14 protein-coding genes are annotated in these 13,636 nt (G+C 68.7%); 9 read left to right on the top strand and 5 right to left on the bottom strand.

What is annotated here, in order from left to right; translation table 11 throughout:
• The first annotated feature begins 84 nt into the window (after positions 1-84).
• Positions 85-711, top strand: a complete 627-nt coding sequence (locus ACJH6I_RS20320) for a hypothetical protein (protein ID WP_318986637.1) — start codon at positions 85-87, stop codon at positions 709-711.
• On the opposite strand, the gene ACJH6I_RS20315 is transcribed toward ACJH6I_RS20320, so the two are convergent.
• The 3 genes from ACJH6I_RS20315 to ACJH6I_RS20305 form a co-directional block, all read right to left on the bottom strand.
• The gene (locus ACJH6I_RS20315) at positions 674-2,191 is read right to left on the bottom strand and encodes a zinc ribbon domain-containing protein (protein WP_318986638.1); all 1,518 of its coding nucleotides are present in this window, start codon (positions 2,189-2,191) and stop codon (positions 674-676) included. The genes ACJH6I_RS20320 and ACJH6I_RS20315 overlap by 38 nt on opposite strands.
• Complete coding sequence (locus ACJH6I_RS20310) at positions 2,188-3,729, bottom strand: S53 family peptidase (RefSeq protein ID WP_318986639.1); 1,542 nt, start codon at positions 3,727-3,729, stop codon at positions 2,188-2,190. The genes ACJH6I_RS20315 and ACJH6I_RS20310 overlap by 4 nt, the downstream gene beginning before the upstream one ends.
• A gap of 72 nt (positions 3,730-3,801) precedes the next feature.
• A complete protein-coding gene (locus ACJH6I_RS20305) occupies positions 3,802-4,086 on the bottom strand; it encodes a hypothetical protein (protein ID WP_167526427.1) in 285 nt (94 codons plus the stop codon).
• A 347-nt stretch (positions 4,087-4,433) separates the two neighbouring features.
• On the opposite strand from ACJH6I_RS20305, the gene ACJH6I_RS20300 reads away from it, so the two are divergent.
• Positions 4,434-5,060 (top strand): LGFP repeat-containing protein, encoded by a 627-nt coding sequence (locus tag ACJH6I_RS20300; protein WP_406774292.1) that lies wholly within the window; start codon positions 4,434-4,436, stop codon positions 5,058-5,060.
• Here the strand turns inward: ACJH6I_RS20300 and ACJH6I_RS20295 are convergent, their stop codons facing one another.
• Together ACJH6I_RS20295 and ACJH6I_RS20290 are read right to left on the bottom strand one after the other, a co-directional pair.
• On the bottom strand, positions 5,061-5,510 hold the full coding sequence (locus tag ACJH6I_RS20295; RefSeq protein WP_318986640.1) for an SRPBCC family protein: 450 nt from the start codon (positions 5,508-5,510) through the stop codon (positions 5,061-5,063). It lies immediately after the preceding gene.
• 15 nt (positions 5,511-5,525) lie between these two features.
• Positions 5,526-6,539: a VWA domain-containing protein gene (locus ACJH6I_RS20290; protein WP_318986641.1), complete on the bottom strand. Its 1,014-nt coding sequence runs from the start codon at positions 6,537-6,539 to the stop codon at positions 5,526-5,528.
• A 160-nt stretch (positions 6,540-6,699) separates the two neighbouring features.
• Here ACJH6I_RS20290 and ACJH6I_RS20285 point away from each other — a divergent pair, with 160 nt between their 5' ends.
• From ACJH6I_RS20285 to ACJH6I_RS20255, 7 genes are read left to right on the top strand one after another with little or no spacing between them, the layout of a single operon-like run.
• Complete coding sequence (locus tag ACJH6I_RS20285; protein ID WP_318986642.1) at positions 6,700-9,534, top strand: Na+/H+ antiporter subunit A; 2,835 nt, start codon at positions 6,700-6,702, stop codon at positions 9,532-9,534.
• On the top strand, positions 9,531-10,004 hold the full coding sequence (locus ACJH6I_RS20280; protein WP_318986643.1) for a Na(+)/H(+) antiporter subunit C: 474 nt from the start codon (positions 9,531-9,533) through the stop codon (positions 10,002-10,004). The genes ACJH6I_RS20285 and ACJH6I_RS20280 overlap by 4 nt, the downstream gene beginning before the upstream one ends.
• Complete coding sequence (locus tag ACJH6I_RS20275; protein WP_318986644.1) at positions 10,001-11,593, top strand: Na+/H+ antiporter subunit D; 1,593 nt, start codon at positions 10,001-10,003, stop codon at positions 11,591-11,593. The genes ACJH6I_RS20280 and ACJH6I_RS20275 overlap by 4 nt, the downstream gene beginning before the upstream one ends.
• Positions 11,590-12,120 carry a Na+/H+ antiporter subunit E gene (locus ACJH6I_RS20270; protein ID WP_318986645.1) on the top strand — a complete coding sequence of 177 codons (531 nt, stop codon included), beginning with the start codon at positions 11,590-11,592 and terminating at the stop codon, positions 12,118-12,120. Before ACJH6I_RS20275 ends, ACJH6I_RS20270 begins: the two co-directional genes overlap by 4 nt.
• The gene (locus ACJH6I_RS20265) at positions 12,117-12,404 is read left to right on the top strand and encodes a monovalent cation/H+ antiporter complex subunit F (protein ID WP_318986646.1); all 288 of its coding nucleotides are present in this window, start codon (positions 12,117-12,119) and stop codon (positions 12,402-12,404) included. The genes ACJH6I_RS20270 and ACJH6I_RS20265 overlap by 4 nt, the downstream gene beginning before the upstream one ends.
• Positions 12,401-12,736, top strand: coding sequence for a monovalent cation/H(+) antiporter subunit G (gene mnhG, locus ACJH6I_RS20260; protein ID WP_318986647.1), 336 nt, complete (start codon positions 12,401-12,403; stop codon positions 12,734-12,736). Before ACJH6I_RS20265 ends, mnhG begins: the two co-directional genes overlap by 4 nt.
• A complete protein-coding gene (locus tag ACJH6I_RS20255) occupies positions 12,723-13,634 on the top strand; it encodes a class I SAM-dependent methyltransferase (RefSeq protein ID WP_318986648.1) in 912 nt (303 codons plus the stop codon). The genes mnhG and ACJH6I_RS20255 overlap by 14 nt, the downstream gene beginning before the upstream one ends.
• Positions 13,635-13,636: the final 2 nt, after the last annotated feature.

Raw genomic sequence — 13,636 nt, 5'->3', positions numbered from 1 at the left:
TCACAAATGTTGACACTGTTTACATTGCCCCATATAAATGTGAGCAGCGTTCACATCGTACGACCCGAAGGCAACCGACCACCGATGAACCAGCCCGTCCCCCACCACCACGTCGCGATCGTGGTCACCGGCCCAGGCGCGCTCGCGGCGGCGGTCCGGCTGCACCAGGCGGCGGTCGACGACATCGTGCTGGTCGACCACGCCACCGACGATGTGCTGGCACTGCACTGGCGGGCCGACCGGCAGCACTGGCACATCACGACCGCGAGCGGCGAGCAGACGGCGACCCACGTCGTCGTCGACACCGACGCTCTGGCCGACCGGCTGGTCGGCACCGCGGGCGTCTCCATGGCCGAGACCTGGGACGGCGAGCCCGTCGCCTATCTGGGCACATCCGTCCACGGCTTCCCGAACTGCTACCTGGTGCACGGCCCGGACATCGGCCTGCGCCACAACTCGGTCGAACAGATGCGAGAGTCGCAGGCGGAGTACCTCGCCGCGGCAGTGACCTACGCCCGCGACTTCGGCTTCGCCGCGGTCGAACCGACACCGGCGGCCCAACAGAACTACGGCGACTTCCGGCCGCGGCGCACTGCCGATTTCCGCCGGCGCACCAACCGCTTCACCCCGAGGGATCATCTGGTCCAGCGACCGGTGCGCGAGCCGGTCGCCGTCAGCGCGGCGGGTCGCCTCGCCACCGAAAGCTGTTGACGTACTTGCCCATATCCGCGGCCAGCTCCAGGCTGACCCCGGTCGGCGGCCCCGAGCCCGGACCGAATTCGCTGAACGGTCCGGCCGCGGCGGCGATCAACGCGAGGTCGTCCTTGACGGCCACCATGACCAGGATGCGGGTGCGTGAGGCCACGACGTTCTGTCCGTCCGGCCAGTCGTCGGCAGCGACGCCGTAACCCGGGTGGTACCCCACCAACGTGTTGGGTATCTCGTAGGCCACCCGCGAGTCGGGAAACTTGTCCAACAGCAACGTCATGGTGATGTCCCTGGCGTCGCGGCCCCGCGCCGGTTCGCCCCACAGCCGCATGATCCCGCCGGTGCCACCGGTGTATTGGGCCGTCACACCGGTGTCGTCCATGGTCACCGAATAGGCGGTACCCGGCGCCGGGTAGGAGACGCTGAAGGCACCGTCGGGGGCGGTGAAGCGCGGGTTGATCACCACGGGCTTCCCCATCGGCGGGTGACCGCAATTGGGTGGGCACTGATACCGCGCCACCGGTTGGGTCGTCGCAGCGGCGACGCCGACCAGGCCGAGCGCCAGCACCACCACCACCGCCGTCCAGATCGCGACCAGCCGCGGCGCGGACAGTGCGCGCGCGGCGTGGGGGGCGGCGCCGCCAGGTTCTTCGTGCCGCAACGCCAGCCGCAGGACCAGACGGAGCAGCAGCACCCCCAGCCCGGCGAACGCGATGTGCCAGGCCAGCTTCGCCCACTGCGAGATGTCGGCCGAATCCTCGTCACCGAGCCACATGTGCGCCAGCACCGGCACGACCGCGATCAGCAGTACCCGCCACCAGATCCGGCTGCCGCGGGGCCGGAACCACAGTGCGGCACCGAGCATGCCGGCGGCGGCCGCCGCGGTGATGGGCATGGTGATGCCACGGATCACGGCGTCGATGAGAAAATCCGCCAACGGCTGGTCGTGGTCGACGAGTCCCGAATCCAGCTGGGCGAACATCCGGACCGCTGTGGTCGCGGCGGTCAGGCCCAAGGCGCCGCTCGCGCCGATGACATAGCCGTACAACGCTTTTCGGTCACCGGGACTGAAGAGCCGGAGAAGCAGTGCGGGCGCGATGACCAACAGCGCCTCCACCGCCGAGAGGCCGGCCTCGACAGTCCGCAGATGCACTGCGGCAACGCCACTTTCGAGCGGGACACCGTAGGCACGCGCGACGACGGCGCCGGACCCGAGGGCGAAGGCCACGCCGAACGCGATGCCGAGGCCCGCACTCACGAGCAGCCGGGCCTGCGCCGCGCCCTGGTAGTCCAACTGTCGGATGTACAGCGCGAACAGCAGCGGAATCCCCACGGCCACAAGCGAGATGAACAAACCGGGAAGCCGCAGTGCCGCGGCGCCGGCGAGCCATGCGACGAAGACGGCCACACCGATCTGGAACGCCCGGTGGCTGCGTGCCGGGAGCTGCGGGAACAGCGTGCTCACCAGTCCGATGCCGCTCATCCGGTTGTCCCCTGCGCCACCAGCAGGCTGCGCGCCAGCTTGTCGACATCGGGCGTGCCAAGACCGGTGACGGAGTCGAAGCCGGGGCCGGCCATCGCGACCGCGTTACCGCCCACGGTGACATCGTGGAACGCCGGAAGGCGGCCGGCCCGCTCCAGGCGGTACAGCAACGGGTTCAGGTCGCCGAGCAGTCGTCCGCCATGATCGAGCAGGTACTGGTCGATCACCGCGGCCATCCCGGCCCAGATCGGCGCGGACATGGACGTGCCACCGGCCAGCACCGTTTCACCGCCGAAGACCATGCGGGCTCCGGTGAAGAAGTCCGCGACCGCCGAGATGTCCGGGACCAGCCGCTTGTTGCGGCCGCGGTCCGACGGCACACCCCGTTGCCATGCCGGGCGGTCGAACAGGGCCGACGCCCCGCCGCCACTGCCGTGCGTCAGCGGCACGTCGAACCAGGCCAACTCACCCAGCCACTGGCCGTGCTCGTCGGTGGACAGCGTGGTGCCGCCGACGGCCGTCATCTCGGGCACCGACGCCACCGAGTCCAGGCCGATGTCGTCGATGCTCGGCGGTGCCGACCAGTCCTGCCCGCCTTTGCATTCCAGGCCCGCCAGGTCACCACTGGCGTCGAATGCGGTGGTGCCGCTCCGGTGCGCCCGCGCCAGGGCCGAGCGCACCGGCGCCAGATCGGCAGCGGTGAGCATCTTGTCGCAGCCCCAGCCGATCGACAGGCTCCACTCGGCGCCGGGGAAGCGCCGGTCGGCGTCGGCCATCATCTCGCCGATCTTGCGGTAGGCACCGTCGCCGGACACCGTCGGCCGGGCATTGACGTAGACGGTTCGGGCATCGGGCGCGATGGCGTGCGCCATCTGGAGATCCATCGTGGTTTCGCCGGTGCGCTCGGATGGCATGTCCCCCACCACGATGGGGGTGAAGCGCGGCAGCTGGTTCAGGTCGGCGAACATGTCGAGATCGGATTGATCGAAGCCGTCGAAACCGAAGATGACGATGGTCCGTCCCTTGCCCGTGTAGCCCTGATCGGACAGCGGAAAGACGTTGTAGGCGCGGCGCAGATCCTGGGCCGTGAGACCACCGGCGGGCACGTCACGCGGCATGATCAGCGGCCGCGACTCCCGGAACGGCGTGTAGCCGAGGAGCCTGCCGAATCCGCTCAGTTCGGGCACCAGCGACTGCGGCGGCTCAGGCTGACTGGTCGCGGCGTAGAAGGTCTGCCCGCGGCGCCCGCGGTAGTCGCGGACCTCGACGCGCAACGCCCGCGCCATGGCACGGGCGTCGCCTTCGACGGTGGCCCAGTCGTCGCCGGGCCGCCAGTGCACCGAAAGCCCTGCGGCTCTTGCCCATTGGATCAGCCCGTCGGGCCGCGTGGCACGTGTCAGCGCAGCGGTGAGTTCGACGTGCGCTGCTGCCGAGGGGCCGAGATCGACCGACGCCGAGAGCAGGTGGGCCAGTGGACCGGACAGGGACAGCCGTCCGCCCCGCTCAGCAGGCGGGCCGGCGGACGCCAGCGCCGTCAACCCCGCGGCTACCAGTACTGCGCCGATGCGCCGTACGGCGCATCGGCGACCTACTGGGATGGAGCTCCCGTCTTAGTGCGGAGCGGTGACGACGTTGCCCGGCAGCGCCGTCTGCGGTCCCGGAGCCTTCACCGTCGGGGAGAACGAGTTGCCACCCTTGGTGGGCCCGCCCTTCTCGCTCGGCGTCACCGGCGACGAGGAGGCGGGTGCCGACGTCGTGGTGGTGGTGCTCGTGGTGGTGGTCGGCTCTTCCTTGGCCTTCTCGCCGCAGGAAGACAGCAGGCCCATGGCGAGTCCGGCGGTCACGGCGAGGCCGGCCACCATCTTCTTGCGGGTCGAGTGCCGAACGGTGGTCATACCGATTCTCCTTAGTCCATTCCGTTCGCCCCGACGGCCGAAGCCACGAAGAAACGGGCATCGCGATCGTAATCTGATTCGCTTCTCACAGCATACCGACAAGCGATTTCCATTGCTGGGATATCTAGCCCGATATCGGGACATCGCACCATGCCAGCAAACAATGAGGCAGGCATGAGAATTCGGGCCGATAGCGCAACTACTGAGGCCGATGAGGCGGCAGTGGCTGTCAACCCTAAACGTTTCCTCAAAGTAGTACTTGGCGTACCAGTGACCAATACGGTCGGAATGGTTCGGACTTCAATGGCGAAGTCGTTTCACTGTCGAATACATAGGGGAAGTTTCACGTGAAAAACGAATTGCTGTTCCGCCGCACCGCCGCCGCCATCGGCATCGCCGCAGTCACCGGCGCCGCCGTCGTGGCCTGCTCGCAGACCAAGGACATCGGCTCCACCGCGTCGTCGGCCGCCAGCTCCGGCGCGAGTGCGGCATCATCCGCTGCCAGCTCGGGAGCCAGCGCGGCATCGTCCGCGGCCAGCTCCGCGTCGAGCGCCGCGTCATCGGCGATGGCCGGTCCACCCTCGTCCATCAACGCACCCGGCGTCGGCGAGGTACAACTCGACGGCCCCATCGCCGACGCGTACCACAAGGCCGGCGGCGAGGCCGCCCTCGGCCTACCGACCGCTCAGCCCCAGAAGGTCGGCGACGGTACGGTGCAGGCCTTCGCCAAAGGCACCATCTTCAGCTCGCCCGCGACCGGAGCCCATCTGGTACAGGGCGAAATTCTGCGCGAGTACACCGAAAAGGGCGGTGCGGGAGGCGAATTGGGCTTCCCCACCACCGATGAAGCGCAGACCGCAGGCGGCCCGGACGTGCCCAAAGGCGGCTGGATCAGCGAGTTCCAGAAGGGCACCATCACCTGGCTGAACCAGGGTGACGGCACCTTCAAGGCCACCATCACCCCCAAGCAGTAGTCACTGCTCTTCGGCGAGCGCGGCGAGCCGGGCCAGCGAGGCCTGCAGCCAGTCTGCGGAGGTCTGCCTGGCCCGGTTCAGCCGCTTCTCGTCGGTCAGTGCGGTCCAGTCGTAGGTATGGGTGACGCGGGTGTGCCCGTCGTCGATGGGCTCGAGTTCCCAGCGCCACAGGTGCCCCGGCTGCGGCAGTCCGGGTTCGGACGGCTTCCACGCGATGCGCCGTCCCTCGTCGAATTCGACGACGTGGTTCTCCCGGACGGCGCCGACGGTCAGCCCCATGACGAACACGTCACCCACGCCGCGGACGCGTTGGCCGGCGGCCGCCTCCGCCAGGTTGTCGTTGCCGTCCCACCGCGGCTGCTGTGCGGGGTCGGCGATCAGCTCGAAGATCCGCGCCGCCGGGGCGGCGATGTCACGGCTGGCGCTGACTACCCGAGTTTCGTTGTCCACGAGTCATATTCAACCCTATGTCGGCAGTCGCCGGTTGATCACCAGCGCGGAGATCACCGCACACGTCAGGGCAAACACGCCGAGGCGCAGCCATGCCGTCCCACCGGGTCCGCGGATGATCTCGTAGCCGATCTGCTGCTGAATGGCGTCGTAGCTCTTGTTCAGGTCCTCGATCTTGGCCGCCGTGTACATCTGCCCGCCGGACAGCTCGGCGACCCGCTTCATCGTGGTGTCGTTGACGGGGACGTTGACGCTCTGATTGTCGACCTTGATCTTGCCGCCCTTGGTCCCGAACGCGATGGTCGAGATCGGGGTGTCCGACTCTTTGGACGTCCGCGCCGCGGTGTACGCGCCGTGCGGGCTGTCCGGGTTGCCCGGCCGGTTCTCGGCGCCGTCGGACAGCAACACGATGCGTTTCGGCGGCTTGTCGGTGTTGCCACTGCCACCCAGCACGTCCGACAGGGTCGAGATCGCGCGCAGGGCCGCGAAGATGCCGTCGCCGGTCGCGGTGCCGTCGTCGACGGTGAGGTGGTCCAGCGCGGTGATGGTCGCGTTGTGGTCGGGGGTCGGCGACACCAGCAGGTTGGTGTTCCCGGAGAACGTGACCAGACCGAGGTTCACGCCGGGGGTCAGCTTCTTCGCGAACTGTTTGGCGGCGTCTTTCGCGGCGGCCAGCCGGCTCGGCGAGACGTCGTCGGCCTCCATGGACCGGGAGACGTCCATCACCAGCATGATCACCGCGCGGTTGCGCGGGGTCTTGATCTCGTGGGTGGGCGCGGCCAGAGCGACGGTCAGGGACAGCAGCGCGGCCACCGAGAACACCATCGGCAGGTGCCGCCAGCGCGTCGGCTGCAGGGGCACGACGTCGGTGCGCGGCTGGTCGCCGGCATAGCTGCGAAGCCGGGCACTGCGGTTGCGCTGTGCCGCGAGATAGGCGGCGACCAACGCGATGGGTAACAGTGCGGTCAGGAGCGACCAGGGGTGGGCGAAGCCCGACAATGACACCGATCCGATTCCCGGAAGACTCATCGGCGCCCCGTCGCGTTCGTCACCATAAGTGAAAAGTGTAGGAGTCGGTGCATCGTGCACCCGGTAGCGGGGCTGTGGCCTGCGACAACCGTCAGACCACGGCAGTCACAGCCGCCCCGTAAGCTGGCCGCGGACCGTCCCCGACACCCGCCGGAGGCCCATGCTCACCGTTCTGTACGTTCACGCGATCGCCACTGTGCTCGCTCCACTGTTGGTACGACGCTGGGGACGGCGGGCTTTCTATCCGCTCGCGCTGGCGCCCGCCGGCTCCCTGGTCTGGCTGGCTTCGAACTGGCCCGGCACCGGCGAGCAGACGGTGCACATCGACTGGGTGCCGCAGCTGTCCATGGACATCACGCTGCGGCTGGATTCGCTGTCGGCGATCATGTCGGTGTTGGTGCTGGGGGTCGGCACGCTCGTGCTCCTGTACTGCGCCGAGTACTTCCACCACGCGGACGGGCACACCGAGAACCGGCTGCCCAGCTTCGCCGCCGAACTCGTGGCGTTCTCGGGCGCCATGTTCGGACTGGTCTGCAGCGACAACACGCTGCTGCTGTATCTGTTCTGGGAGCTGACGACCATCCTGTCGTTCCTGCTCGTCGGCCACTACGCCGAACGCGTCGCCAGCCGGCGCGCGGCCACCCAGGCACTGCTGGTCACCACGTTCGGCGGCCTGGCGATGCTGACGGGCATCATCATGCTGGGCACGCTCGCCGGCACCTACCGGCTGTCGGACCTCGTCGCCAACGCGCCGACGGGCACCACGTCGTCGGTGGCCGTCGTGCTGGTGCTGATCGGTGCGCTGTCCAAGTCGGCCATCGTCCCGATGCATTTCTGGCTGCCGGGCGCCATGGCAGCGCCGACGCCCGTGAGCGCCTATCTGCACGCGGCGGCCATGGTGAAAGCGGGCGTGTACCTCATCGCCCGCATGACGCCCGGTTTCGCCGACCATCAGCCGTGGCGGCCGACGGTCGTGACGCTGGGTCTGGTCACGCTGCTGCTGGCGGGTTGGCGCGCCGTCCGCGAGTACGACCTCAAGCTGATCCTGGCCTTCGGCACGGTGAGCCAACTCGGGTTGATCACGGTGATGGTCGGCGCCGGCGGTGGCGATCTGATGCTCGCCGGCCTCGCCATGCTGTGCGCGCATGCCATGTTCAAGGCCGCACTGTTCATGGTCGTCGGGATCATCGACCACGCCACCGGCACCCGTGACATCCGGAAGCTGGCCTGGCTCGGCCAACGCAGTCCCGTGCTGCTGGGCATCGCCGTCGCCGCGGCCGCCAGCATGGCCGGGCTGCCGCCCTTCCTCGGCTTCGTCGCGAAGGAAGCCGATTTCGAAACCCTGTGGCACAGCCCGACGTTGGGGGCCTCCGCCCCGTTGGTGCTGGCGACGGTGGCGTTCGGATCGGTCTTCACCATGATCTACAGCCTGCGGTTCCTGTACGGGGCGTTCGCGCGTAAAGGCAAGGACGAGCCCACGATTCGCGTCGCCGAGATGCACCGGCCCACCGTCGGTTTCCTGGTGCCACCGGGCTTCCTGGCCGTCGCCGGCCTCGGCTTCGGGTTGCTGCCGAACGCCCTCGATCACGCCATCGCCGACTACACCGCGACCATGCCGGGCAGTACCGGGTACCACCTGGCGCTGTGGCACGGCGTCAACATGCCGCTGCTGCTGTCGGCCGTGATCGTCGCTGCCGGCGCGGCGGCGTTCGTCCTGCGGCATCGCCTCGAGCGCATCCGGGTGCCCTATCTACCGCTGGGCAACGCCGATCGGATGTACGACGCGGCCATCCGCGGCGCGGACCGCTTCGCCGTGCGGTTGACGGCGTTCACCCAGCGCGGTTCGATCCCGACGACGCAGGCGATGATCCTGTCCACCCTGACCGTGCTGCCCATCGCGGTGCTGTTGCTGGGCCCGCGGGACCAGCCCGACCTGAAATTGTGGAATTCGCCGCTGCAGGTGGTCGTCGGCCTCATCGTGCTGGCGGCGGCAGTCAGCGCGACGGTGATGCGCAACCGTCTGGCGGCCGTGCTGGTCGTCGGCGTCACCGGTTACGGCTGCGGCACGCTCTACATCTTCTACGGGGCACCGGACCTGGCGTTGACCCAATTCCTGGTCGAGACACTGACTTTGGTGGTCTTCCTGCTGGTGCTGCGCACCCTGCCCGCCGAATCCGACGCCGCCCATATGAAGCGGCATCGCCTTCCCCGCGCGCTGCTGGCCACCGCTGTCGGCGCGTCGGTGACGGCGCTGGCGGTCTACGCCATGGCCGCCCGCCACACCCGGCCGCTGGCCGAACTGCTGCCCGACGCCGCGTACTACCGCGGGCACGGCGCCAACACCGTCAACGTGCTACTCGTGGACATCCGGGCCTGGGACACCCTCGGCGAAATCTCGGTGCTGCTGGTCGCCGCGACGGGCGTCGCATCAATGGTGTTCCGGCACAGGCGTTTCGGTTCGGCACCCCGGGTACCGAAGGATCACCGGCCGACACCCGACATCACCTGGCTGCGCGGCAGCGACCTGCGCGATCCGCGGCACCGGTCCCTGGTGCTCGAAGTCGCGACCCGCATGATCTTCCCGCTCATCATGGTGCTGTCGGTGTACTTCTTCTTCGCCGGGCACAACACGCCCGGCGGCGGTTTCGCCGGCGGCCTGACGGCCGGTCTGGCGCTGGTACTGCGGTACCTGGCCGGCGGCCGTTACGAATTGGGCGAGACGCTGCCGCTGGACGCCGGGAAGATTCTGGGCGCCGGCCTGACCCTGTCCGCCGGGACGGCGACGGCCTCGCTGCTGCTCGGTGCGCCGGTGCTGTCCAGCGCGGTCGTGAAATTCACGCTGCCCCTGCTGGGTTCGGTGAAGGTGGTGACGGCGCTGTTCTTCGACCTCGGCGTGTACCTCATCGTCGTGGGCCTGGTGCTGGACATCCTGCGCAGCCTGGGAGCGAAGGTCGACGAAGAGTTGTACGCACCACGTGAGGCGGCCGCCCGATGACGACCTATCTCGTACCGCTCGTGCTCATCGGCGGTCTCACCGGCACCGGTGTGTACCTGCTGCTGGAGCGCAACCTGACCCGAATGCTGTTGGGCCTGTTGCTGATCGGCAACGCGGTGAACCTGCTGATCCTGGTGATGGGTGGCGACTCCGGTAATCCGCCGGTGCGCGGCCGCACCAGCCACGGTCGGACGGGGATCGCCGATCCGCTGGCGCAGGGCATGGTGCTGACTTCCATCGTCATCACGATGGGCGTCGCCGCGTTCGTGCTGGCGCTCATCTATCGGGCCTACCGCCTGACCACGGTCGAAGAGGTGGGCAACGACCCCGAGGACAGCCGCGTGGTGCAGCTGTCGTCCACCGACACCCCGGCGGTCGAGGAGGACCGCGGCAAGCCCGCCGTCGTCACCGACGCCGACGCACCCGCGGAACTCGACGCGCTGCCCGCCGACCCGGTGGAGCAGGCGTGACGGCGGGTGCGGTGCTGGCGCCGCTGCCCGTGCTGATCCCGATCCTCGGTGCCGCCACGACGTTGTTCGCGGGTCGCCGGCCGCGGCTGCAGCAGATCATCGCGGTCGTGGCGCTCGCCGCGGTGACGGCGGTCTGCGCGGCGCTGGTCTACGTCGTCGACCACAGCGGCACCGTCGCCGTCCACGTCGGCGGCTGGGGCCAGACCGAGCCCGGGATGGGACCGCTCGGCATTGTCCTTGTCGTCGACCGGCTTTCGGCCCTGATGCTGGTGGTGTCCTCGATCGTGCTGCTGGCGGTCGTCTGGTACGCCATCGGGCAGGGGATCCGCGACGGCGGTGACGAACAGCCGGTGTCGATTTTCCTGCCGACCTACCTGGTGCTGTCGGCGGGCGTGTGCATCGCCTTCCTCGCGGGCGATCTGTTCAACCTGTTCGTCGGCTTCGAAGTGCTGCTGGCCGCCAGCTTCGTGCTGCTGACCGTCGGCGCCAGCGAGGAGCGGGTCCGCGCCGGCATCGGCTACGTCATGGTGTCGATGGTGTCGTCGGTGATCTTCTTGATCGGCATCGCCCTGATCTACGCGGCCACCGGCACCCTGAACCTGGCCGAGCTGGCGAACCGGCTCGACGGCATCACGCCGGGCACCCGCGCGGCGCTGTTCGCGGTGCTGCTGGTGGCGTTCGGCATCAAGGCGGCGGTGTTCCCGCTGTCGGCATGGCTGCCCGACTCCTACCCCACCGCCCCGGCGCCGGTCACCGCGGTGTTCGCCGGCCTTCTGACCAAAGTCGGTGTGTACGCGATCATCCGGGCCCACACCCTGCTGTTCCCGGGCGGCGCACTGGACGGCGTGCTCATGGTCGCGGCGCTGTTGACCATGTTGATCGGCATCTTCGGCGCCATGGCCCAGAGCGACATCAAGCGGCTGCTGTCCTTCACCCTGGTCAGCCATATCGGTTACCTGGTGTTCGGCATCGCGGTGTCCAACCGGATCGGCATGGCCGGCGCCATCTACTACGTCGCCCACCACATCGTCGTGCAGACCACGCTCTTCCTCGTGGTGGGACTGATCGAGCGGCAGGCCGGGGCGTCCACGCTGCAGCGCCTCGGCGGACTCGCGGCAGCCAGCCCGCTGCTGGCGTTCGTGTTCATCATCCCGGCCCTGAATCTCGGTGGCATTCCGCCGTTCTCGGGCTTCATCGGCAAGGTGGCGTTGCTGCAGGCGGGAGCGACGAGCGCGTCGGTCCTGGCATGGGCGCTGGTCGCCGGTTCGGTCGTCACCAGCCTGCTGACGCTGTACGTGATGGCGCGCGTGTGGACCCTCGCGTTCTGGCGCGCCCGCGCCGACGCGCCGGAGGGCATGCTGTCCACGGCGGCCCCGGCCGGCCTGTTGGAACCGGTCGCGAATGTGGCGGTCGACGACCGGCCGGATGTCGGCCGGATGCCCGTCAGCATGCTGGCTCCGACCGCGGTTCTCATCGCGGTGGGGCTCGCCCTGACGGTGTTCGCGGGGCCCATCTTCGGGTTCGCGGAACGCGCCGCCGACCAGGTCACCGACCGCGGCCAGTACATCTCGGCGGTGTTGACGCCATGAGGCAGTGGTTACCGCGCGTGGGCATCCTGGTCTGGCTGATGGCCGTGTGGATTCTGTTGTGGGGCAACATCTCCGTTGCCAACATCCTCGGCGGGCTCGCCGTCGGCGTGCTGATCACGGTGCTGCTGCCGTTGCCGCAGGTTCCGGTGGCGGGGCGGCTGCATCCGCTGTCGCTGACGTGGCTGGTGCTCAAGGTCGCCTACTATCTGGTGCTGTCCTCGGTACAGGTCGCGTGGCTGGCGATCAGGCCCGGTCCCCCGCCGCTGACCGCAGTGCTGCGGGCCCGGCTCGCGCTGAAGTCGGACCTCGTGCTCGCCGTGGCGGTCAACGTGATCAACCTGATCCCCGGCTCGATCGTCCTGGAGATCGATCAGGACCGCCGGATGATCTACGTCCACGTGCTCGACGTGGGTTCCGAACGTGCGGTGCAGCAGTTCTACCGCCAGATCGCGGAAGTGGAGCGGCTGATGATCGCCTCGTTCGAACGGGAATCCCATTGGCAGCCAGTGGAAGTGGACCCGGCATGAGCACAGTGTGGATCATCGCCGCCGTGATGCTGGTCGCGGCCGCTGCCATCACGGTGTTCCGGCTGCTGGCCGGTCCCGGCACCCTGGACCGGCTGGTCGCGCTGGACACCTTCGTCGCCGTCACCATGTGCGGAATCGGCACGTGGGCGGCGTACAGCCTCGACACCACGGCCACCTACAGCCTGACGGCCCTCGCGCTGATCACCTTCGTCGGGTCGGTCAGCGTGGCCCGGTTCCGCGTCCGCGACACCGCCACCGACCCCGAAGCCGAGCCGCCACGATGAATATCTTCGATGTTGTCGCAGGTGCCCTGGTGCTCTTCGGTTCGGCACTCGCGCTGACCGCAGCGATCGGCGTCGTGCGGTTCCCCGACACCCTGACGCGGATGCACTCCGCGTCCAAACCCCAGGTCCTCGGACTGCTGCTGGTGCTGACGGGCGCCGCACTGCGGCTGCGCGGGCAGGCCGATGTCGGCATGCTGATCCTGGCCGGCTTGTTCACCCTGATCACCGCGCCGGTGGTGGCCAACCGCGTGGGCCAGCTGGCTTATCGTGAGCAGAGTTTCCGCGACGACCTGCTGATCCGCGACGAATTGGACGACAATGGCGCGTACTGACGACGATTCCTGGGACATCACCGAGAGCGTGGGTGCCACCGCGCTGGGTGTGGCCCTGGCCCGGGCCGCCGAATCCGCTTCGGAGAACCCACTGTTCGACGACCCTTACGCACAGCTGTTCATCGACGCCGCCACCGCGGCCGGCTGGTCTTCACCGTTCGCCGGTGGCGCTCCCGGTTCGGTGCAGGCTCAGCGCATTCGCATGGTGTGGGCGTACGCCGCAGCGCGCACCAAATGGTTCGACGAGTTCTTCGCGGCGGCCGGTGCCGCGGGCATCCGCCAGGTGGTGATCCTGGCCGCGGGACTGGATGCGCGGGCCTGGCGACTGCCCTGGCCGGATGGCACCGTGGTTTTCGAGATCGACCAGCCGAAAGTGCTGGCGTTCAAGGAGGAAACGCTGGCGGCCCACGACATCCAGCCGGCCGCCCGGCACGTCGGCGTGCCCATCGACCTGCGCCAGGACTGGCCGGAAGCGTTGCGGCAGAACGGGTTCGACCCCGCCAAGCCGACGGCCTGGCTCGCCGAGGGGCTACTGCCCTATCTGCCCGCCGACGCCCAGGACCTCTTGTTCGACCGCATCCACGGGCTCAGCGCGCCCGGAAGCCGCGTCGCGGTCGAGGGTTTCGGCGCCGGGTACTTCAGTGAGGCGCAGCAGCGCATCCGCGAGGAGCGGATGGCGGCCATCCGGGCTGAAGCCGCACACAGCGGGCAGCCGATCTTCGACGTCAGCAACCTGTTCTACAGCGAACCGCGCGAGGACGTCGCCGAGTGGCTGACCCGCCACGGCTGGCAGACCAGGGTCGAGACGTCCGCCGAGGTCACCGCCCGCTACAAGCCCGAGGTCGCCGGCGAGGTGCCGGATATCGGCAGCGAGTTCGTCGACGCCAAGTTGGTCTGAGC

The sequence above is a fragment of the Mycobacterium sp. SMC-13 genome (genome assembly GCF_045311035.1).
Taxonomy (GTDB): Bacteria; Actinomycetota; Actinomycetes; order Mycobacteriales; family Mycobacteriaceae; genus Mycobacterium.
This window is presented reverse-complemented; position numbering and strand designations above follow the sequence as displayed.